The 20,573-nt window shown below is 61.2% G+C and carries 20 protein-coding genes; 15 read left to right on the top strand and 5 right to left on the bottom strand.

The features are described 5' to 3' along the window. Window positions 1-26: 26 nt before the first annotated feature. The 5 genes from ICL81_RS01105 to fepB are packed head-to-tail and all read right to left on the bottom strand — an operon-like array spanning window position 27 to window position 3,955. On the bottom strand, window positions 27-854 hold the full coding sequence (locus tag ICL81_RS01105) for an ABC transporter ATP-binding protein (protein ID WP_188033160.1): 828 nt from the start codon (window positions 852-854) through the stop codon (window positions 27-29). Window positions 855-869: 15 nt separating this feature from the next. Beyond that, complete coding sequence (locus ICL81_RS01110) at window positions 870-1,916, bottom strand: iron chelate uptake ABC transporter family permease subunit (RefSeq protein WP_353055379.1); 1,047 nt, start codon at window positions 1,914-1,916, stop codon at window positions 870-872. Beyond that, window positions 1,913-2,953 carry an iron ABC transporter permease gene (locus ICL81_RS01115; RefSeq protein ID WP_188033161.1) on the bottom strand — a complete coding sequence of 347 codons (1,041 nt, stop codon included), beginning with the start codon at window positions 2,951-2,953 and terminating at the stop codon, window positions 1,913-1,915. The genes ICL81_RS01110 and ICL81_RS01115 overlap by 4 nt, the downstream gene beginning before the upstream one ends. Window positions 2,954-2,956: 3 nt before the next feature. Beyond that, window positions 2,957-3,292, bottom strand: coding sequence for a hypothetical protein (locus ICL81_RS11880; protein WP_251381597.1), 336 nt, complete (start codon window positions 3,290-3,292; stop codon window positions 2,957-2,959). 3 nt (window positions 3,293-3,295) lie between these two features. Continuing rightward, a complete protein-coding gene (gene fepB, locus ICL81_RS01120; protein WP_251381599.1) occupies window positions 3,296-3,955 on the bottom strand; it encodes a Fe2+-enterobactin ABC transporter substrate-binding protein in 660 nt (219 codons plus the stop codon). 144 nt (window positions 3,956-4,099) lie between these two features. Between fepB and ICL81_RS01125 the strand changes: the two genes are divergently transcribed. The 15 genes from ICL81_RS01125 (at window position 4,100) to ICL81_RS01200 (ending at window position 20,558) form a co-directional block, all read left to right on the top strand. Next, complete coding sequence (locus tag ICL81_RS01125) at window positions 4,100-5,101, top strand: AraC family transcriptional regulator (RefSeq protein WP_188033162.1); 1,002 nt, start codon at window positions 4,100-4,102, stop codon at window positions 5,099-5,101. Then, complete coding sequence (locus ICL81_RS01130; protein ID WP_188033163.1) at window positions 5,058-5,555, top strand: helix-turn-helix domain-containing protein; 498 nt, start codon at window positions 5,058-5,060, stop codon at window positions 5,553-5,555. Before ICL81_RS01125 ends, ICL81_RS01130 begins: the two co-directional genes overlap by 44 nt. A gap of 77 nt (window positions 5,556-5,632) precedes the next feature. After that, window positions 5,633-6,778 carry an ABC transporter substrate-binding protein gene (locus ICL81_RS01135; protein WP_188033164.1) on the top strand — a complete coding sequence of 382 codons (1,146 nt, stop codon included), beginning with the start codon at window positions 5,633-5,635 and terminating at the stop codon, window positions 6,776-6,778. Further along, the gene (locus ICL81_RS01140; protein WP_188033165.1) at window positions 6,759-7,895 is read left to right on the top strand and encodes an iron ABC transporter permease; all 1,137 of its coding nucleotides are present in this window, start codon (window positions 6,759-6,761) and stop codon (window positions 7,893-7,895) included. The genes ICL81_RS01135 and ICL81_RS01140 overlap by 20 nt, the downstream gene beginning before the upstream one ends. Next, window positions 7,888-8,697, top strand: a complete 810-nt coding sequence (locus ICL81_RS01145) for an ABC transporter ATP-binding protein (protein ID WP_188033166.1) — start codon at window positions 7,888-7,890, stop codon at window positions 8,695-8,697. The genes ICL81_RS01140 and ICL81_RS01145 overlap by 8 nt, the downstream gene beginning before the upstream one ends. Then, window positions 8,694-9,341, top strand: coding sequence for a hypothetical protein (locus ICL81_RS01150; RefSeq protein ID WP_188033167.1), 648 nt, complete (start codon window positions 8,694-8,696; stop codon window positions 9,339-9,341). The genes ICL81_RS01145 and ICL81_RS01150 overlap by 4 nt, the downstream gene beginning before the upstream one ends. After that, a complete protein-coding gene (locus ICL81_RS11820) occupies window positions 9,338-10,579 on the top strand; it encodes a hypothetical protein (protein ID WP_215394723.1) in 1,242 nt (413 codons plus the stop codon). The genes ICL81_RS01150 and ICL81_RS11820 overlap by 4 nt, the downstream gene beginning before the upstream one ends. A gap of 427 nt (window positions 10,580-11,006) precedes the next feature. Beyond that, window positions 11,007-11,843, top strand: coding sequence for an alpha/beta fold hydrolase (locus tag ICL81_RS01165; RefSeq protein ID WP_353055380.1), 837 nt, complete (start codon window positions 11,007-11,009; stop codon window positions 11,841-11,843). 71 nt (window positions 11,844-11,914) lie between these two features. Then, a complete protein-coding gene (locus tag ICL81_RS01170) occupies window positions 11,915-12,670 on the top strand; it encodes a GTP pyrophosphokinase family protein (RefSeq protein ID WP_188033168.1) in 756 nt (251 codons plus the stop codon). Window positions 12,671-12,681: 11 nt separating this feature from the next. Further along, window positions 12,682-13,491: a phosphotransferase gene (locus ICL81_RS01175; RefSeq protein WP_251381601.1), complete on the top strand. Its 810-nt coding sequence runs from the start codon at window positions 12,682-12,684 to the stop codon at window positions 13,489-13,491. A gap of 39 nt (window positions 13,492-13,530) precedes the next feature. Continuing rightward, window positions 13,531-14,709 carry a hypothetical protein gene (locus ICL81_RS01180; RefSeq protein WP_188033170.1) on the top strand — a complete coding sequence of 393 codons (1,179 nt, stop codon included), beginning with the start codon at window positions 13,531-13,533 and terminating at the stop codon, window positions 14,707-14,709. 471 nt (window positions 14,710-15,180) lie between these two features. Beyond that, window positions 15,181-16,788 (top strand): ABC transporter substrate-binding protein, encoded by a 1,608-nt coding sequence (locus tag ICL81_RS01185; protein ID WP_188033171.1) that lies wholly within the window; start codon window positions 15,181-15,183, stop codon window positions 16,786-16,788. A gap of 182 nt (window positions 16,789-16,970) precedes the next feature. Beyond that, window positions 16,971-17,897 carry an ABC transporter permease gene (locus tag ICL81_RS01190; protein WP_188033172.1) on the top strand — a complete coding sequence of 309 codons (927 nt, stop codon included), beginning with the start codon at window positions 16,971-16,973 and terminating at the stop codon, window positions 17,895-17,897. Further along, a complete protein-coding gene (locus ICL81_RS01195; RefSeq protein ID WP_188033173.1) occupies window positions 17,890-18,843 on the top strand; it encodes an ABC transporter permease in 954 nt (317 codons plus the stop codon). The genes ICL81_RS01190 and ICL81_RS01195 overlap by 8 nt, the downstream gene beginning before the upstream one ends. Continuing rightward, window positions 18,840-20,558 (top strand): ABC transporter ATP-binding protein, encoded by a 1,719-nt coding sequence (locus ICL81_RS01200; RefSeq protein WP_188033174.1) that lies wholly within the window; start codon window positions 18,840-18,842, stop codon window positions 20,556-20,558. The genes ICL81_RS01195 and ICL81_RS01200 overlap by 4 nt, the downstream gene beginning before the upstream one ends. Window positions 20,559-20,573: the final 15 nt, after the last annotated feature.

Genomic DNA, 20,573 nt, shown 5'->3' on the forward strand with positions numbered 1-20,573 from the left:
GAAACGAATGGGAGTTAACGAGCAGATCAGCTGCCCGCTGGGGTCGTGACGAGCGCGCTTGCGCGTCGGTCACGGGGAATCACGAGGGGCCTGCCGGTTTCCGGGTCAGGAATGACGCGGGCCTCGAGGTCAAACACCGCGTGCAGTAGCTCTGGCGTGATCGTTTCAGTTGGTGAACCGGTGGCAACGATCCGCCCCTCGCGCATGGCAATCACGTGCGTGGCATACCGTGCGGCGAGGTTGAGGTCGTGCAGTACGGCCACCAGGGTGCGGCCACCAGCGTGCAACTGCGAGCAGAGGTCGAGTACGTCGAGCTGATGCGCGACGTCGAGGTAAGTGGTGGGCTCATCGAGCAACAACACCGGGGTGTCTTGGGCAAGCGCCATCGCAATCCAGGCGCGCTGCCGTTGACCTCCACTGAGCTCATCGACGAAGCGGTGAGCGTGCTCGGTCATATTGACCTCGGCGAGTGCGGCCGAAACCGCCTCCTCGTCTGAGACGCTCCACTGGCGGAGCAACGTTTGGTGCGGGTTTCGACCACGCGCAACGAGGTCGCCAACGGTGAGCCCGGCGGGCGCCAGTGGTGGCTGTGTGAGCATTCCGATGCGGCGAGCGAGCGCCTTCGGACGGACCATCGCGATATCTTCACCGTGGAGCGACACGTGTCCCTGGAGCGGGCGGATCATGCGAGCGAGTGACTTCAACAACGTTGACTTCCCGCAGCCGTTCGGACCGATGATGACCGTAAAGCTGTGGTCGGGAATCGATACGTCCAGGTTGGTGATGATCGGCTCGCCTGCGTAGCCGAGCGAAAGTGATGCGGCAGAGAGCGCGACGGAATCGAGAGGAATCATGAGAGTGTTTCTGTATTAGATGCGACGGGCGAGGAGCCACAGCAGATAGAGGCCGCCGAGCACGCTGGTGATCAGGCCGACGGGGGTGCGCATACCGATGTTGAGGTTCTGCGTGAGAAGATCGGCTGCCACAAGCAAGAGCGACCCGATAAGGGCTGAGAGACCGACGAAGAGGCCGGGGGCACGCGTGAGGCGGCGCGCAATCTGGCCGGCAGCAAACGCGATGAATGCGATGGGGCCCGCTGCTGCGGTGGCGAGAGCAGCCGCCAATACCGCAATGAGCATGGCGAAGAACCGAGTGCGTTCGACACGGAGCCCCAGGCCAGCGGCAGTCTCGTCGCCCATCTCGATGAGGGTGAGGCCACGAGCGCACACGCTTAACAGCGGGAGGCACACGCACACCGCGAGCACGGTGACAAGGGCGTGCGGCCAACCTCGACCGATGAGTGATCCGGCGCCCCACAGCTGGGCAAGGGTAGCGTCGCTGACGTCAGCACGGGCGATGAGGAGCGAGGAAAACGCGCTGACGACGGCACCGACGCCAATGCCGACGAGCACCAGCCGATAGCCGCCGGTCGTGCCGTTGCGTCGGGACAATACGTAGACAACGAGGGCTGTCAAGATTCCACCGATGATCGAGGCGACAGCGGTGGCGAACAGGCCGCCGCGGAGCACGACGATCTGGAACACCGCGGCTGTCGCTGCGCCAGCTGTGAACCCGATGATGTCGGGGGAGCCAAGTGCATTCCGAGAAATCGATTGGAACGTGGCGCCACTCATTCCTAAGAGTGCGCCCACCGCCCCAGCAGTGATGACACGGGGGAGCCTGCGACCGAACACCGAACGAGTGAGCGAGGGCTTGGCGTCGCCGCTCACGAGGGTGGCGAGTTCGCCTGCAGAGAGCGGCTTAGTGCCGATCACCAGGGTTGCGGTGACGAGCATGAGTAAGACAGCGATCGCGATGGCGCTCACCCACACGGAGCGCGGATGCACGCGAACGGAGTATCCGTTTCGACGAATGAACGTTCCCGTCACCGGGGCGAGTGCGGTGAGGTCAGTCACAGTGCAGACACCTTTCGAGAACGGACGAGTGCGATGAAGACCGGGCCGCCGAACAGGGCTGCGGCGATACCGGTCTGCAATTCCGCAGGAGCGACAATCCAGCGGCCAAGCGTGTCAGCAACAACGAGCAACGTCGCGCCAACGAGCGTCGCGAGGGGGAGCAGAAGTCGGTGCTCATTGCCCGTTGCGAAGCGAGCGATGTGGGCGGCCCCGAGACCGATGAAGCCGATGGGCCCGACAGCAGCCGTCGCGGCGCCAGCGAGGACGACGACTGCGATGGCTGCCGCGATCCGCGCCCCGGTGACGCTGGTGCCGAGTGACGCGGCAACGTCATCTCCAAGCGCGATGGCATTGAGTGGGGCCGCGAGAAACATCGTGAATATCACTGCGACGAGAATGAACGGCAGCACGGTGAACAAGACATCGAACCCGCGTCCCTGGAGCGAGCCGATGGCCCAGAACCTGAAAGAGTTGAACGCGGTTTCGTCGCTGAGCATCACAACCTGCGTGAGCGAGCCAATCACAATGCTCACTGCGGTTCCCGCGAGGGCGATGCGTACTGGGGTTGCTGCGCTTCCGCGCGCGGATCCCAGCGCATAGACCACCACGGCAGCGAGGGCCGCACCGATGAACGAAAACCAGAGGTAGCCCGCGGGTGCGCTCACACCGAAGACGCTGATAGCGATGACGACGCAGAGCGCGGCGCCAGCGTTGATGCCGAGAATGCCAGGGTCAGCGAGCGGATTTCGGGTGACCGATTGCATGAGCGCGCCAGCAAGGCCGAGCGCGGCGCCGACACTGATTCCGAGGAGGATGCGCGGCAAGCGGGATTGCACGACGATGAGATGTTCGTTGTTTCCGGGGTCGTACGACACAAGCGCCGTGAGGACCGTGCGTGCTGGGAGCGGGTGCGAGCCGACTCCGATACCAAGTACGGCGGTGGTGAGGAGTAGCAGTAGCGTGAGCGCGAACGCGGCCGAAGCCCGTCGGGCAGGGGAGGCCTGCCCGACGGGAGCGGTCGTTGGTGAAAGAGCCATGGCCTACTTGGCGAAGGTGTCGACGATGAGTTCTACCGTCTGCTTGGCGCTGTAGTAGTCGAGGCGGAATGACTGCGAGCCCAGGCTGTACACGCGATCGTTTGCGACTGCCGACTGGTTAGCGAGCAGTGGGTCGCCCGTGAAGTCAGCGACCGGGTCGCCACCTCCCATTGCGACGATGAAGATGCTCTGTGCCTGTTCGAGGCCAGCTGCCATGTTCTCGCTGGAGAGGACGTCGACGTCGCGGCCGGCCTGACCCTCAGCGGCAAACGCGTCGTTCGCGCGCTCATAGGTGAAGCCGAGCGACGAGAGGAGCTGTGCCTGCGGGCTCTCCGGCAAGAACTACCAGGCGCCCTCTGCGCCCATGTAGACGAGTGCCGTGGCGGGCTGTTCAGGGAGCGTGAGCTTTGCTGCCTCGCCGGCAACCCAGCTGTCATACTCGGCAAGACGCTCAGATGCGTTCGATTCGAGACCGGTGATCTCACCGAGTTCCGTTGTGAGCTCCTGCCAGGTGACGCTGCTGTAGTCGAGCAGCACGGTGGGCGCGATCTCCGAGAGCTGGTCGTACGCGTCGCTCGTCGCGTCGCCACCGTTCGCTGAGCCGATGATGAGGTCTGGTTCGAACTGATCGATCGCGTCGATGTCGAGCGTGAGGTTTGCGTATGCGACCTCGACACCGCGCTCGTCGGCGACATCTGCCCACTGAGTGAAGAAGCCCTTGTCGTCGGTGAGTGGGGTGACCGTTGCCGCACCCGCAGCGACGAGCGGGGCATCAATAGCGAGGAGGCTACCGGTCAGCGACGGCGAGGTCGACACAATGCGAAGCGGAGCCTCATCAATCGTGGTGCTCCCTGCTGCGTGATCGATGGTGCGAGGCCAGTCGCCGCTTGCGGTGTTCCCTGCGGTGGTGTCGTCGGTGGTGGTTGCCGGTGTGCCCGAGCAGCCAGCGAGGAGCAAAATGGCTCCCATCGCGGCGATGAATGTGGGCAGTCGTCTGGCCATGCTGAGTGCAGCCTTTCAAAGATATGTACGTAATTCTGCGCGGTTCAGTAGCCCGCGATAACATCAAAGTTAGCCTTACCTAACTTAGATCTGTTGATAGGAAACGACATCGTGTTACCCGCTCCCCATGGGGATCCTGTTCGAATGCGCGAATCGGTGCTGTTTGTTGTGCTCGCTGGGGCGGCCCGATTCCGCACCGCCGTTGGTGAGGCCATCGTGCGCGCCGGTTGCGGCATATGGATTGCAGCTGGTGACATGCTTTCGATCCGTGTTGAGCACGGAGATGTGGTGCTCCCCGTGCCTGCCGTCGGGGTAGGGGCGACGTCCGGGGTTCGCGTGACTGTGGAGCGGCGCCTCCTGCCCGAACTTGCGCGCGCGTTCGGAGGCTCACTTGGTTACCTCGATGCGTCGCCGTCTCCGGTGGAGGTTCACGGTGCTGATGAATTGGCTGTGCCCGAATTGGTGTGGCCGACATCGAAAGATCTCCGCGCCTCCGCCGAATTGCTCGCGGCTCACCCAGAACTTGACGTCGCTGAGTGGCTCGCGCGCTCCGGATTGGGGTGGAGTCAGCGCACCGTACAGAGAAATTTCCTCGCTGAGACCGGCATGACATTGGCTGGCTGGCTACGTCGCTCTCGGGTGGTGGCTGCTGTGAAGCTCATTCAGGAGGGTCGATCGCTCGATTGGGTGGCGCACCAGGTCGGCTATTTGAGTCTCGCCGGATTTATTCGCGCCTTCACGCGCGAGGTTGGTGTGACGCCGGGGCGCTGGCGCGAGGAGGTGCTGAATGGCGACCCGCGGTCACATGAGGGGCGGGTGGTGTTGCCGCGTGTGGTGCGCGGGCACTCGCAAGGCACCTGGGTGCGAGCGAATGGCGCTCACGTTGCCGTGTGGGCAGCGGTGGGCGGATCGCGGCTGATGGTGCGCGACCGGACCATTGAGTTGCGTGAGGGGCAAGCGGTCGTTATTCCGGCCGGAATGCCAAACTCGCTAGAAATCCCGCCAGGCTCGATCGTGCTTCCGGTCGGGTTCCGGTCAGGCGCTACTGGCGGGGTAGGAGAGCCGCTCGTTCCCGCGCAGCTGGGCAACATTTCTGACGTCAATGATGCTTGCCGCATACACCGCGGTCGGTGCGGTTGGAATTGACGCGGAGCGGGGGTTTTGTGCGGTGCTCACTGGGTCGACCGTCGCTGAGGTAACCGCGGGAGACACGGTGCTCGCAAACTTTGCGAGCATGAGTGCGCGCTCGCCGCATGAGTCGAACCTGCGGCTTTCGGATCGACTGGGAATGGATGAACGAATGCTGCAGCGGATGGTGGGTGAGCGCGCTGGGGTCTCGCTTGTGGTGTTGCGCAGGCTGCTTCGAATGACGGGCGCCAGGCACATGCTCGGTGCCGGGGCAAAGCCATCCGAGGTGTCGCGCGAGGTGGGATATGCGCATCTGCCTGCGTTTACGCGAGCATTCCGCGCTGTTCATGGCGCCCCTCCCGCTGAGCTTGAGGTGCAAGATCTGCAGTTCGCGCGATCGGCGTGGGGGCAGCGGGCGCAACGGAACCCTGAGTGGGGTGATCGGGGGCAAAGCGTGCGTCATGTTAGCTAATCTGATGTTAGTTAGGCAAACCTTACTAACGTCAGATATGGTTACGACGTTCATATTTTCGCCACCGAAAGGCACGAATGTCATCCCTGTCCAGAACCCACTCGTTCTCCGCCAAGCTTCGACGAACCGGACTTGGCGCGCTCGCTACCGTGAGCGCCGTCACGCTCCTGCTCACCGGGTGCACCTCGGAATCCGCAAGTGAGGCGAAGTCGAAGTCTGCTGACAGCGGCATTGTCCTGACAGATCAGCGAGGCGAGACTGTCGAACTTCCGGCAAACGTCGAGAAGGTGGCGTTCACGGTGATGCCAGCGCCGTCGATCTTCGCTGCGGTAGATCGCTCGTACGATCGCATCGTTGGTATCAACGAGTCGACCCTGCAGGCAAACCAGGGTGGCATGTTCGCGACGATGTTCCCTGAGTCTTCGAGCACGACCACGGTTGCTGGCGCAGACTTCGTGCCGAACGTTGAAACCTTGCTCACGCTGCAGCCTGACGTTGTCGTGCAGTGGGGCGATCGCGGTGATGACGTCATCGCACCGATCGAGAATGCCGGCATCCCGGTCGTTGGCCTGAAGTACGGCACGCAGGAGGACCTCGAGACCTGGCTCACGCTCTTCTCTGAGATTGCGGGCAAGCCAGAGCGTGGCGAAGAGCTTGTGGCGTGGCAGCACGAGCAGATTGCCGAGATGCAGGAGCAGGTTGCGGCGCAGAAGACTGAGCGCCCGCGCGCAATCATGCTCTCCGCAGCGGCAGACAGCTACTCGGCGACGACCGGCAGTGGCTACGACGGCTTCCAGTTCGACCTCGTCGGTGCTGACCTCGTCTCGCAGGACTTCGTCTCGGACACCGGACAGGTGAGCCCAGAGCAGATCCTCGAATGGAACCCCGAGGTCATCTTCCTCAGCGCATTTGACGAGTCGACCCCCGAGCAGATCATGGCTGACTCGCGCCTTGCATCGGTCCAGGCGGTCAAGGATGGCCGTGTGTACAAGACCCCGCTCGGCGGCTACCGCTGGCAGGTTCCTGGCTCGGAGTCGCCGCTCATGTGGGAGTGGATGTTCCACCTGCTCTACCCGGAAGCCGGCAACGTTGACCTGCGCGAAGACACGATCGATGCGTTCGATGATCTCTTCGCCTACGACCTCTCAGAGGACGAGCTCGATGGCGTCCTGCGCTTCGAAGACAACGTGTCGGGTGCGAACTATGACCAGTTCCTCCGCTAACTCGGCAGCTGTGACTGGCGGTGCCGGCGCGACCGGCACCGCCTCCTCGGGCGCGCCAGTCGGCACCGACGTGACACCAGCGCCGGCTGCCCGCCGCGTGATCCGCCCCAGTACGGTCATCGCAGCGCTCGCGGTGCTGCTCGTGCTCGCGATCCTGGTGTCGCTCTCGGTCGGCCGCTTCGCGGTGCCGGTGACGGACACCGCCCGCATTCTGCTCGGAAGTTTCCTCCCGGTCGATCAGACCTGGACCGATCAGCAGGGCACCGTTGTGCTCGACGTGCGTCTACCGCGCGTACTGCTCGGGGCACTCGTCGGTGCGGGGCTGGCGCTGAGCGGCGCCGCGATGCAGGCCGTCTTCCGCAACCCGCTCGCGAGCGCGCAGGTACTGGGTGTCTCATCCGGCGCTTCACTCGGCGGCGTGCTCATGATCCTCGCCGGACTCGGCGGCGCCTACCTCGTCGGTGGCGCGTTTGTCGGCGGGCTCGTTGCCCTCGTGCTCGTTCTGCTCATCGCGCGTGTGACTCCCGGGTCGCCGCTCCTTATGGTGATTCTCGCGGGCACGGTCATCGGCGCGATGTTCAACGCCTTTGTGTCGATACTCACATACGTTGCCGATCCGAACGGTGAGCTGCCGTCGATCGTGTTCTGGCTGATGGGCTCGCTCGCGACGGCGAGCTATTCGAAGCTTGTCCTTGCTGCGTTCCCGATCGTGATTGCTGGTGCCGTAATTCTCGCTCTGCGCTGGCGCGTCAATCTGCTCTCGATGGGCGACGAAGATGCGCGGGCATTGGGCGCGGATCCTGCCCGCACCCGCATGGTTCTCCTGATCGCAGTGGCACTCATCACCGCGGGAGCGGTCGCTGTCACCGGCGTTATTGGTTGGGTCGGTCTCGTGGTGCCGCATTTGGTGCGAATGCTCATTGGAGTCGACAACCGTTTCGTGCTTCCCGCGAGCGCACTACTTGGCGCGAGCTATCTCGTACTCATCGATACGCTCTCGCGCACACTCACCACTGCCGAAATTCCCATTGGCATTCTCACGGCAATCATTGGTGCCCCGTTCTTCGTGGGGCTCCTTATTAAGAATGGAAAGCGAATGTGGGGCGGCAATGATTAGGGCAACCGGGCTGGGGCACCGTTATGGGCGCTCAGCTGACTGGACGTTTCGCGATGTAGACGTCACCATTCCCGCCGGTGAGGTTCTGGCGGTGCTCGGTCCGAATGCGCGCGGTAAGACCACGCTGGTCTCAACGCTTGCCGGGCTGCGGGTTCCCGCTTCCGGTGAAGTTGAGCGCGAGGGACACGTCGGATTTGTGCCACAGAGCCACGCGAGCGCGTTTGCCTTCCCCGTGCGCGAGGTCGTGCTCATGGGGCGCGCGCGACATGTGCGTGCAATGTCGACCCCGGGCAAGCATGACCGAGAGATCGCAGACGCTGCGCTTGAGCGCATCGGCATCTCGCATTTGGCGGATCGCAGTTACCCGCGCCTGAGCGGCGGTGAACGGCAGCTCGTGTTGATTGCGCGTGCGCTCGCGTCAGAATGCAGCAGCATGGTGCTCGATGAGCCTGCGTCTGCACTCGACCTGCGGAACCAGGCGCGTGTGCTGCGTGTGCTCCGATCGCTCGCCGACGAAGGCATGGCCATTGTGATGACCACGCACCACCCTGACCATGCGTTCCATATCGCGGAACGCTCGCTCCTCATTGTCGGCCCAGATGACGTGCGCGTCGGTGCCACCGGGGAGCTCCTCACCGAGGAGCTGCTGTCTGAGCTGTATGGGCTTGGGATGCAGACCGCCGATGTGACGACCCCGAGTGCGCTGCGGCGCCTCATCGTTCCTGATTTTGGCCCGGCCGTACCTGCGGCTTGGTCTGATGCGGCGCGACCCGCGCCCACAGTAGAAGGAGTGCGAGTGTGATTATTCGCGCAGTAATGCAGGAGACGCCGCCGCTGCCGGTGGCCGCGTCTGACGAGCCAGTGGCGCTTGACGTGTACCGGCTGCCAGAGACCGACCTCAGCCGGGTGACCGGCATCATCATCGCGGGTGACGCCGATCAGGTGTTTCTTGCTGAGCAGCAGCCGCTGCTTGATGGTTTTGTGGAGCGCGGTGGACGCGTGCTGGTGAACGGTCACGTGCAGCGATCGTTCCTGACAGGACTCGCGACCTGGCGCAAACTCGCGTTCGCTGGACCACGCGACCTGCGGCTCACGCGTCTGCACGAGCACCCGGTATGGGAAGGAGCCGACCCTGATCTGTTCCTCTTCAGCACTGGTGAGCCTGGCCCGCAGACGCTCGAACGCCTGCGGGAGATCGGTGTTGCTGGATTCTACGGTTGCGGCTACCCCGCCTGGCTGCCTGAGAATGCCACGGTCATTCACGGCCTAGGAGAGCTCCTGGCGCCTATCGACTATGAGTATTCGCTCGGCGCAGGACGGGTGCTCGTGCACTGCGGCAACGACCTTACTCACTTCATTTCGGCAGATCGCGGCACGGCTCACATGGGTGCGCAGCTCGCCGCATGGCTCCGTGCTGAAGACGAACAGAAAGCAGGTGCAGCATGACCCGGCGAATTGCCTTTGTTCACGGTGGATCGCACGCCCAGCTCGCAACGCTCACCGATCCTGCGCTCGGCATCTACAACCTCGCTCCAGTACACATTCGAGATCTCGCGCGTGAACTCGGCGACGAGCTACTACGGGTGCGCAACGCCAAGGCGGGGGAGAGCGCGGTGGACGTGCTATCTGAGGCCGATGCGATCTTGGTGAGCGACCGACTGCGTCAGGATCTACTTGCCCTGGCAGGCCCAGCGCTGCTCGAACGGTTTGCGGCGGGTGTTCCCGGTGCTGTGTTCGGGGAAAACCGTGTCGGTTCGTGGTTTCCCCAGCTCGTTGAACACGAGCGTCCGACCATCTTCTGGTGGTGGCGCACAGGGGAGCCGCACCGCAAGCGTCGCGTCGCGCGCGAGCATCCTGCGCAGCGACACTTCTCCGACCGCTCGGTGATCTGGCATTCCCATGGTGTGCTTGAGCTTCCGACGGATGCGACGAGTCTCGTCGACCTGGATCACGTTGACGGCAGCGTTGACGGCTCGATTCTTGCGGTGTGGGAGCCTGCCAACGGTGCGCGAGTGCTGGTCAGCACAATGGACCCCGTCTACCACCACGGTTCAGGGTTTATGCCCGGTGCGACGCAGCTGCTCTATCGATCGCTCGCCTGGCTGGCAGATGAGATCGCCGCGGGAGACGCGACCAACGAATCAACCGCAACAGGGCCAACGGCAACGACTCGTGAGATCACGCTGTGGGAAAACGGACTTGCCCACACAATCACGTTTGCTGACTGCATGCGGTACCACGGGCCAGAGTTCCCGGGTGGTGTCGCGCACGCGTTTGCGGCTCTCGGTCGCGCCATTCCTGCGCTCGAAGCGCGACTCGAATCTGGTCGAGTGGATCGCCGAGCCCTGCGGATCCGCACCCCGTTCGGTGGCCCGGGTGCGCGTGATGCATTCGAACTCATGACGCGATCCGTGACCGGTGACCGATACGAGATCATTCCCGACCTCGCGCGGCCAGAACGTGGCACGACCCTGCAGCGTTACGTGTTTGAGTTCAGCGTTGGTGAGGTGACGGTGACGAGTGTGATTCGTGACACAGATATTGTCGTGCCCGAGTTTATTGAACTCACTGCGCGCCCCGGGAAAGGTGAGGCCGAGCTCGAACGGCTCGAAGTGTTAAAGCGTGAGATGCGTGACCGAATTCTCGCACTTCCCCCAGAAGAGGTCTACGACCTCGAGGGGTAGCCACGGGCAGACGGCTTTGCGAGTTGAAGCTGTCTCTGCGGGTCACTACTGACGACACGCCGTCGAAATGTGGGGGAGTGCGCCTGATTGATGTGAGCGCATAGAAAATCACGGGAGGTCGTAACAAATGTTCCGGCCTCCCGTGATTTCCCAGAATCTGTACCTAAAATAGTTCGTTGGGTGGGGCCGTTGCGGCTCCGGATCACGGCTGGGGAGCCGAGGTCCATTGCGAAGGTGAATCCTGTGCGGCGCATTCTGCGTGACGCGATCTGGCGCCAGTTTTGAGCGCGCAGATGGCAGATATCCGCAGGGTTCACCTTCGCACGCTGTTGTCTGGTCCGCGCCGCTGGAGGCCAGTTGAGTGATCGTTGAAAAAACGATACCTCCTACATTTATTATTTTCAGGATCACCGGGTAGCGTGGAACGGTGATCGAGAAGCTCTCAGGCCCCATTCGTTCCACCCTTATCTCTGGCGATCAGGAAAATTCTTCCGCCACGGAATCTCCGGGTGGTCCGCGCCATCGCATCGTCTTCCTGCACGGTCTCTTCGGTCGCGGGAAGAACTTCACGAAGGTTGCGCAGGCACTTTCGTCGCACGCAGACAGCCTGCTCATTGATCTTCCGAATCACGGCGCCTCCGGCTGGACTGAGCACTTCGTATTCGAGGAAATGGCTGACCTAGTCGCTGCGCACATCCTCGAATCCTTCCCAGGTGAAGGCCCCGTCGATCTCATCGGCCATTCAATGGGTGGCAAAGTCGCAATGGTGCTCGCACTTCGTCACCCGGGGCTCATCCGGCGCCTCGTGATCATCGACATTTCGCCCGTTGGTAGGGGCGCGGATCGCGGCAACTTCCGTCACCTCTTCGATTCGCTCCTGAAGATCGACCTGGCAACGCTTCCCGACCGCCGTCACGCAGAAAAAATGCTCGAAGAATCGATTGAGTCGGCATCCGTGCGATCGTTCCTGCTGCAGAACCTGAAGCGGACCGACGATGGCTTCACGTGGCAGCCGAACCTTGCACTGTTGAGTCATGAGCTGCCCACCATCATGGACTTCCCAGATATGACGGGCCGCCAGTTCCGTGGCCCTGTGCTCTGGATGCGCGGGGAAAAGTCGAGCTACGTTACGGACGAGGATCTGCCGGCAATGCGCGAGCTTTTCCCGCGTGTGCTCCGCGTCACAGTGCGGGATGCGGGTCACTGGGTGCACTCGGAGCAGCCTGACGCGGTCATCGCATCACTCACACGATTCCTGCTGTAAGTATTTGCGCTCGCAGCTGACTCTCCGTAACTTCCGGGTGTGATGTCAGTGGTCGGTTGTAGCCTGACGTCATGAACGAACACACGCTTCCATCGGGCAGTGAGTCGCTTGCGCTCCCCACCGATCTTGTCGGTGATGAGATTTCGATCTCGCCGAGTGAGCTGCGGAGCCTTGGTGACCGTTTCCAGAAATTTCACCTTGAGTACCGCTTTGCGATGCAAGAGGTCGAAACGAAGCTTGACATTCTTCGTGAAGAGTTTCTGCACATGCACGAGTACCATCCGATCGAGCATGTCTCGAGCCGGGTAAAGAGCATTGACAGCCTGCTCGCAAAGGTCGAACGTCGTGGCATTAGTCCCGACATCGACTCCATCCGTCGCGAGGTGCGAGACATCGCTGGCGTGCGCGTGACCTGTGCGTTCCGCCGCGATGTGTACAAACTATTTGACCTCCTGACACAGCAAGACGACGTGACGGTGCTCGAAGTTGAGGACTACATCGTTGACCCGAAGCCGAACGGCTATAAGAGCCTGCACGCGATTATCTCTGTACCGGTGTTCCTTTCAAGCGGTCGCGTTGACGTTCCTGTTGAGGTGCAGTTCCGCACGATTGCAATGGACTTCTGGGCAAGCCTTGAGCACAAGATTTATTACAAATACCAGCGCCATGTGCCAGACGGCCTGATCGATGAGTTGCGAAGTGCCGCTGTGACGGCATCTGAGCTCGACGAGCGTATGGAACGCCTGCATACGACGTTGCACGGTGTGCCGACGGAGACCACTCCCATCCGATTGCCCGATCCCAACCAGCGTGAGTACCTTGCATGAACACCTCGTCTTTGACTGACACAGACACTGGCACAGCGAAAGATGCCGCTATTGGCGTGCACCTGCCAGGCGGTTCTGGTGGAGTATGGAAAATCGCGACCGCATCTGGCGAGATGCGTGTGCACCGACCAACCGGCGCATGGACGCCGGCGGTACACGAACTCCTTCAGCATCTACATTCGCGCAATGTTGCTGGTGTTCCGCAGCTTTTCGGTATTGATGCCGATGGGCGTGAGGTGCTCGAGTTTCTGCCAGGCAACTCGGTCGACCCTGACGGTCAAGCCGTGTCTGACAAGGTACTTGCAGAGGCTGCTGCGTGGCTTCGCACATTTCACGATGCCGTTGTTGATTTCACTCCGACCAGCGATGTCTGGCGGCCCGGTACGCGTTCACTTGAACCGGGTGAGATTATTTGCCATAACGATCCAGGGCTGACGAACTGGGTGGTCACCGGCGATAAATTCAGCGGAATGATTGATTGGGACCGTGCGGCTCCTGGTCGACCAATTGATGATGTCGCGTTTCTCTGCTGGAGCGCGATTCCGCTGATGCGTGAAGCACCAATTGCAGACGTCGCACGCCGAATCGAGCTCGTGGCACGCTCATACGGGGGGATTGATCCGCTCAATTTGCTCGACGCCGTGAGTGATCGCATGGAACTCATTAGCGAGCGCTGGCGTGCCGGAATTGCGGCGGAAGATCCCGGCACGATCGCCCTGCGTGACTCAGGAATCATGGCAAAACACGAAGCCCGAGTGGCCGGGTTCAATGCGAGAAAACCGGGAATTAGCGTGGCGGTATCTCAGCGTTTACGCGCCTGACCGTCAGCGTTTGTTCAGCAGTATGAGTAATCTTGAAGTGTGAGTAAGGATCCGCTCGAAGAACTGTTTGGCCTGTTGGATGAAGCCGCTGAGGCTGACGCGCAGGCAAATCAGCCCGTTTCTGCACGCGAACGACTTTCGCAAGAACAGTCGGTGCGCACGCACGAACGGCAGCCAGATATTCCCCGTGCAGAGGCACAGCCGAAGCAGAAGCGTCGCTCGAAGCGCGGCGCCGCAGCTCTGATCGCCCAGGCTCAGACCGAGGCGCCCACCGCGGCTTTGCCGAACCCAGCGCCAGCTGCACCGACGACTCCGATCGCGCGCACGGCCCCGGTTGCAGCTCCTGCCGCCGAAGTTGCAGCTCCGACGGCTCCGCTGCCGACGCAGACTGCTCGCACAGCTGCTGCACCGGCCGCTCCGGCACCCGCGGCACCCACCGTGCCGCTCTCGACGTCCGCCGCTGCGGCAGCGCCGACCGCGCCACTTCGTTCGGCGGCTCCTGCCGCTCCTGCCGCTCCTGCCGCTCCCGCAGCGGCAGCGCCGAGAGTGCGCCCCGCGGCTGCACCTCGTGCGGCTGCACCAGCACCTGCTACTCCCGCGCCAGCATACGCTCGAAACGGTGGCAGTGCTGGGAATGGCGGTAGCGTTGGCGGTAGCACCCAAACCGTTGACGATACGCCGCAGGACGCGCGTGCGAAGTTCATGCCTTGGGTTGTCGTTGGCGTGGTTGCCCTCGTTGCGATCATCGGTGCGACCTTCCTGATCGGTGGCCTGCGTGGTGGTGCCGAAGAGGTAACCCCCGCGCCCGTTGAAAAGGTTGAACCCGTAGCTCCGACGCCGGATACAAACGTCTCTGAAGATGAGAAGCCTGAAGAGGTTGTCGAAGAGCCCAAGACCGATGAGGCTCCCACCGTCGAAGTTGGCGCGACTTACCCGATTCCCGTTCCCCAGTGGAACGCGAGCTTCGATCTTTCTGATCGCCTCGGTTCATCATGTGGATACAACATCGAGGGTGAAAACCTCGTGATGTGTACTGATCTTGTCGAATCGTTCCCGGAGAGCTGCTCGGCGCTCCGCACAGGATGGGGCATTACTCGCCTTGCTGACGGCAAGTTCGAACTGCTTCGTCCTGAGGGCACCTGTGCCGATGCAAAGGCGCTCTATGACAACGTGTGGGGCCTCATGCAGGCAGCTGCAGACAGTATGAAGACTGCGTAATCGCTCGACATTAGAGCTGAACGGCCGGACTTATGTGGGTCCGGCCGTTTTGCATTGTCTGGCTTGTCGGCCAACCTCCCGAGACAGCGTCGTTCTCTCGGGAATGGGCGCTACACGCGCATGCAACCCCTCGTTTTCTCAGAAACGGCTAGCGTCTGGCGGCCAACACAAGCCCGCCAAACCCAAAAAGTCTCAGAACCAAGAAAATTCGAATTCCACCTTACATTTTGTATAACTCTGCATGAATTGCGGAGAAATGCGCAGGAAGATTCGTGGAAACGACAGTTTCTGTCACGACTCGATCACGCTTGGAACCGCACTTGTCATCGAAATTTTTCTATTCGATACGATGAAGGAGTCAACGGCTATTGACCGCACTGCTGCGGTTTGCCTGTGGCGGCGGGCCTGGACGACCTCGCTCTGTCTGACACACGCACCAAATAGCCACCCAAAACAGAAAGAGAGAAGACTGTGAAGCGATCTCGAATTGGCCTGAGCCTTATTGCTCTGGCTGCAGCAGGCGCACTTGCGCTGTCGGGCTGCTCGTCGAACAGCGGCAGCGGAGCTGCTGGCGATGGCATCATCATTGCGAACGGCACCGAGCCGCAGAACGCACTGATCCCGACCAACATTAACGAGGTTGGCGGCGGCAAGATCGCCGATAACATCTTCTCGGGCCTCATCCACTACACCGAGACTGGTGCGGTTGAGAACGATATGGCTGAGTCGATCGAGACCACTGACTCGAAGACCTTCACCATCAAGATCAAGCCTGACGCAAAGTTCAGCGACGGTACCCAGGTCAAGGCTGAGAACTTCGTCAAGGCGTGGAACTTCGGTGCTGCACTCGACAACGCTCAGCTCAACAGCTACTTCTTCGAGGACATCGAAGGCTTCAGCTGGGACGAGAACGTTGCAGAGCTTTCGGGCCTGAAGGTTGTCGATGACACCACCTTCACCGTGACTCTCAACCAGCCCGCAGCTGACTTCCCGATCCGCCTTGGCTACACCGCGTTCTCGCCGCTTCCTGACGTTGCGTTCGAAGACATGGAGGCATTCGGCCAGGCTCCCATCGGTAACGGCCCCTACAAGCTCGCTTCGGACAAGGCTTGGGCTCATGATGAGCAGATCGAGCTCGTCAAGAACGAGGACTACTCGGGCACCCGCGAGGTTCAGAACAATGGCCTGACCATTAAGTTCTACTCGACGCTCGACGCAGCATACGCTGACCTGCTCGCTGGCAACCTCGACGTTCTCGATGAGATCCCCGATACCCAGTACGCAAACTACGAGGCAGACCTCGGTGACCGCGCTGTGAGCCAGCCTGCTGCGCTCAACCAGACCTTCACCATCCCTGAGACCCTTGCGCACTTCGAGGGTGAAGAGGGCAAGCTCCGTCGCCAGGCGCTCTCGATGGCAATTGACCGCGATCAGATCACCGAAAAGATCTTCGACGGCACCCGTACCCCCGCAGTTGACTTCACTTCGCCCGTCATTGACGGCTGGAGCGACTCGCTCAAGGGCAAGGAAGTTCTCGAATTCAACCCTGAAGAGGCAAAGAAGCTGTGGGCTGAGGCCGACAAGATCTCGCCTTGGACCGGCACCTTCGAGATCGCGTACAACGGTGACGCAAACCACCAGGCTTGGGTTGACGCTGTCACCAACGGCATCAAGAACAACCTCGGTATCGACGCAGCGGGCAAGGTTTACCCCAAGTTCGACGTCCTCCGCGAAGAGGTCACCAACCGCACCATCGGCGCGGCATTCCGTACCGGCTGGCAGGCTGACTACCCGGGTCTGTTCAACTTCCTCGGCCCGATCTTCGGCACCAACGCTGGCGCAAACGACGGCGACTTCTCGGATCCCGAGTTCGACGCGCTGCTGAAGCAGGGTTCGACCGCTGACACGGTTGAGGACGCGAACAAGGCGTTCAACCAGGCTCAGGAAATCCTCCTGCAGGATCTCCCCGCAATCCCGCTCTGGTACCAGAACGTGAACGGCGGCTACAGCGAGAACGTTGACAACGTAGCCTTCGGCTGGAACTCGGTTCCCCTCTACTACGAAATCACCAAGAAGTAGCTAAGAGTTCAGGAGAGGCCCCGAATCTTCGGATTCGGGGCCTCTCTCTGATAACAGCCCCAGCCGAACTCGACTCTCGGTTTATTAGGGTATTAATCTGTAGTAACACTGAACTTACGCATCAAAATTCTTGAGAGGATGCGCATTTTGGCTTTTCCAGTCATGCCGGAGAGGAGTAGCTCGTGCTGAGATACATCCTTTTCCGGCTTCTCCAGGTGATCCCAGTCCTCCTGGGCACCACATTCCTGATCTACTTCATGGTCTTCGCTATGCCGGGCGACCCGATCCTTGCAATGTTTGGCGACAAGACGCCGAACCCCGCAGTGGTCGCGCAGCTCAAAGAGCAGTACCACCTAGATCAGCCCTTTATCGTCCAGTACTTCTTGTACCTCAAGGGCGTCCTCGTCGGTGACTTTGGCATGAGCTTCTCAGGTCAGCCGATTTCAGAGGTTCTTGCGCGTACCTTCCCCGTGACGGTGAAGCTCGCGATCATCGCAATCGTTGTTGAGCTGTTCGTTGCAATCGCTGTAGGCCTGTTCTCAGGTCTGCGCAAGGGCGGCATCTTCGATAACGTGAACCTCATCATCGGCCTGCTCCTCATGAGCGTGCCGATCTTCGTGATCGCCTTTGGCGCACAGTTCTTCTTCGGTGTGAAGCTTGGGTGGTTCAGCCCCACGGTTGGTGCTGGCGCTCCATTGCAGGATCTCTTGCTTCCTGGCCTGGTTCTGGGCGTCAGCTTGTACGCGACGAGCATGCGACTGACGCGTGCTTCGGTCATCGACACGCTGAACCAGGACTTCGTGCGCACCGCGTACTCGAAGGGTCTGAGCCGCGGTCGTGTCATCCCGGTACACGTGCTCCGCAACTCGATGATTCCTACCGTGACGAACACAGCCACCGACTTCGGCATCCTGATTGTCGGCGCAACGGTCACCGAGGGCATTTTCAACGTCCCTGGCGTAGGTAACGCACTGTTCCAGGCAATCATCAAGGGCGAGAACGCGACCGTAGTGTCGTTCGTGACTGTCATGGTGCTCGTCTACCTCGGCGTAAACCTGCTCGTTGACCTCCTGTACGCAGTACTTGATCCGAGGATCCGATATGCCTGAGTCCCAGAAGCCTAATACTGAGCACTACGTCGCTCCGTTCGAAGACACCCCGGTTGCCGCTGTCGATGCGGTTCGTATCGACGCCAAGCGTTCAAACCTCTGGCTTGACGCGTGGCGCGATATGCGCGGCCGCCCGATGTTCTGGATCTCGGCCGTCGTCATCGTTATTGTCGCCCTCGTGGCGCTCTTCCCGACCTGGTTCACCAGTGTCGATCCGCGCGCGTGTGATCTCGCGTTCTCGAAGAACCCCGCTGCTGCTGGGCACCCGCTCGGCTTTGATGCCCAGGGCTGCGATATCTATTCGCGTGTTGTCTGGGGTGCAGGCACTTCGGTGTCCGTCGGCCTGATCGTGATTCTCATCACGTTCGTGATCGGTACGTTCATGGGTGCGCTCGCCGGCTTCTTCGGTGGCTGGGTCGATACCGTGCTGTCGCGTCTGGGTGACATCTTCTTCTCGATTCCCTACATCCTCGCTGCAGTCATCGTGATGACCGTCTTCGCTGACTACCGCAACGTGTGGGTTATTGCGCTTGCGATCGGTGGCTTCTCATGGCCGGTCTCGGCGCGTATCCTGCGTGGCGAGATCCTTCGTGTGAAGAACTCGGACTTCGTTATGGCGTCTGAGTCGATTGGCCTGTCGCGGATCCGCACCCTGATGTCACACGTGCTCCCCAACGCGATCGCACCGCTCATCGTGGTGACGACGCTGTCGCTGTCGGCGGCGATCGTGGCTGAGGCTGTGCTCTCGTTCCTTGGCGTGGGTCTTCCCTCGTCCGAGTTCATGAGCTGGGGCAACGACATCAGTGCGGCGCAGCGCGATCTGCGCAACTCGCCTGAGATTCTCATGTGGCCGTCTCTCGCTCTCGCGACTACCGTGCTCGGTTTCGTGATGATGGGCGAGGTCGTCCGCGACGCGCTTGACCCGAAGGCGAGGGCTCGTCGATGAACGAAAGGACCAAGTCGCAGATGGAACCGCTGCTGAGCGTACGCGACCTGCGTATCTCGTTTGGTGCAAAGAAGAAGCAGACCGAGGTCGTACACGGCGTTGATTTCGACGTGTACCCCGGCGAGACTGTTGCAATCGTGGGTGAGTCCGGTTCGGGCAAGTCGACGACCATGCACGCAGTCATCGACCTGCTTCCTGGCACAGGTGCAGTAACTGGCGGATCGATCAAGCTCAACGGGCGCGAGCTCGTGGGTCTGAGCCGTCGTGAGATGGAGTCGCTGCGAGGCCGAGAGATCGGTCACGTTCCGCAGGATCCCATGTCGAACCTGAACCCCGTATGGTCGGTTGGCTTCCAAGTTGAGGAAGCGATCCGCGCAAATGGCGTTGCGAAGGGCCGCAAGGCAATTCGTGAGCGTGCAGTCGAGGTACTCGAGCAGGCTGGCCTGAAGGACGCTGACAAGCGCATGCGTCAGTACCCGCACCAGTTCTCTGGTGGTATGAAGCAGCGCGCGCTGATCGGCATCGGTATGTCGGCAAGCCCGAAGCTCCTCATCGCAGATGAGCCGACTTCGGCGCTCGACGTGACCGTACAGCGCGTCGTGCTTGACCATCTTGCATCGCTGACCCAGAAACAGGGCACCGCGGTTGTCTTCATTACGCACGACCTCGGCCTTGCGGCTGAGCGTGCTGAGAAGCTCATCGTCATGTACAAGGGCAACATTGTCGAGGCTGGTCCGAGCCGCGATATTCTGCAGCGCCCGCAGCACCCGTACACGAAGCGCCTCGTTGCTGCTGCACCGAGCCTCGCGTCGCGTCGAATCGGTGAGGCAGAGGGCACCGGTGTTGCAGCCGGTGACGCAGCGTTCGACCTTGCAGCCATGGCAACCGCTCGCGCAGAGAACCTCGAAGTGTCGAAGACCCCCGTTATCGAGGTTCGCGATCTGACGAAGATCTACAAACTCCGTAAGGGTAACTTCGGCACGGAGGACCTCGCAGCCGTGAAGAACGCGAGCTTTGTGGTGAACCGTGGCGAGACCATGGCACTCGTTGGTGAATCGGGTTCGGGTAAGTCGACAATCGCCAAGATGGTGTTGCAGCTTGAGAAGCCGACGAGCGGTGACATCCTGATCGACGGTAAGTCGACGGCTGGCATGCACGGTCGTGAACTGTTCAACCTGCGCCGCCGCTTGCAGCCGGTGTTCCAGGACCCGTACGGTTCACTCGATCCGCTCCACAACATTGGCAACACGATTCTTGAGCCGCTCAAGATTCACGGTGTTGGCGATGCGGCAAGCCGGAAGGAACGCCTGAACGAGCTGCTCGATCAGGTCGCACTACCGCGTGAACTCGCGACGCGTTACCCGAACGAGCTCTCGGGTGGCCAGCGTCAGCGTGTGGCTGTTGCTCGTGGTCTCGCACTCAAGCCTGAAATTCTCGTCCTAGACGAAGCTGTTTCTGCGCTTGACGTGCTGGTCCAGGCTCAGATCCTCGAGCTGCTTGCTGAGCTGCAGCGCGATCTCGGTCTGACCTACCTGTTCATCACTCATGACCTCGCAGTGGTTCGCCTCATTGCTGATCGTGTGTGCGTCATGCAGCAGGGCCAGATTATCGAGCAGGCGACGACCTCTGAGGTCTTCGATAACCCGCAGCACGCGTACACGCAGAACCTGCTGAACGCTATCCCTGGTCGAAGCATCGAGCTGGGCATCAACTAAGCGGAGTTTCACAAA

The organism is Leucobacter sp. cx-328 (assembly GCF_014530035.1).
Taxonomy (GTDB): domain Bacteria; phylum Actinomycetota; class Actinomycetes; order Actinomycetales; family Microbacteriaceae; genus Leucobacter.

What these genes read in the sequence shown, in the direction of transcription:
- ICL81_RS01130 (WP_188033163.1), top strand. Translation starts at nt 5,058, where the DNA reads ATGATGCTTGCCGCATACACCGCGGTCGGTGCGGTTGGAATTGACGCG.
- ICL81_RS01105 (WP_188033160.1), bottom strand. Translation starts at nt 854, where the DNA reads ATGATTCCTCTCGATTCCGTCGCGCTCTCTGCCGCATCACTTTCGCTC.
- ICL81_RS01170 (WP_188033168.1), top strand. Translation starts at nt 11,915, where the DNA reads ATGAACGAACACACGCTTCCATCGGGCAGTGAGTCGCTTGCGCTCCCC.
- ICL81_RS01115 (WP_188033161.1), bottom strand. Translation starts at nt 2,953, where the DNA reads ATGGCTCTTTCACCAACGACCGCTCCCGTCGGGCAGGCCTCCCCTGCC.
- ICL81_RS01135 (WP_188033164.1), top strand. Translation starts at nt 5,633, where the DNA reads ATGTCATCCCTGTCCAGAACCCACTCGTTCTCCGCCAAGCTTCGACGA.
- fepB (WP_251381599.1), bottom strand. Translation starts at nt 3,955, where the DNA reads ATGGCCAGACGACTGCCCACATTCATCGCCGCGATGGGAGCCATTTTG.
- ICL81_RS01145 (WP_188033166.1), top strand. Translation starts at nt 7,888, where the DNA reads ATGATTAGGGCAACCGGGCTGGGGCACCGTTATGGGCGCTCAGCTGAC.
- ICL81_RS01140 (WP_188033165.1), top strand. Translation starts at nt 6,759, where the DNA reads ATGACCAGTTCCTCCGCTAACTCGGCAGCTGTGACTGGCGGTGCCGGC.
- ICL81_RS01200 (WP_188033174.1), top strand. Translation starts at nt 18,840, where the DNA reads ATGAACGAAAGGACCAAGTCGCAGATGGAACCGCTGCTGAGCGTACGC.
- ICL81_RS01125 (WP_188033162.1), top strand. Translation starts at nt 4,100, where the DNA reads ATGCGCGAATCGGTGCTGTTTGTTGTGCTCGCTGGGGCGGCCCGATTC.
- ICL81_RS01195 (WP_188033173.1), top strand. Translation starts at nt 17,890, where the DNA reads ATGCCTGAGTCCCAGAAGCCTAATACTGAGCACTACGTCGCTCCGTTC.
- ICL81_RS11820 (WP_215394723.1), top strand. Translation starts at nt 9,338, where the DNA reads ATGACCCGGCGAATTGCCTTTGTTCACGGTGGATCGCACGCCCAGCTC.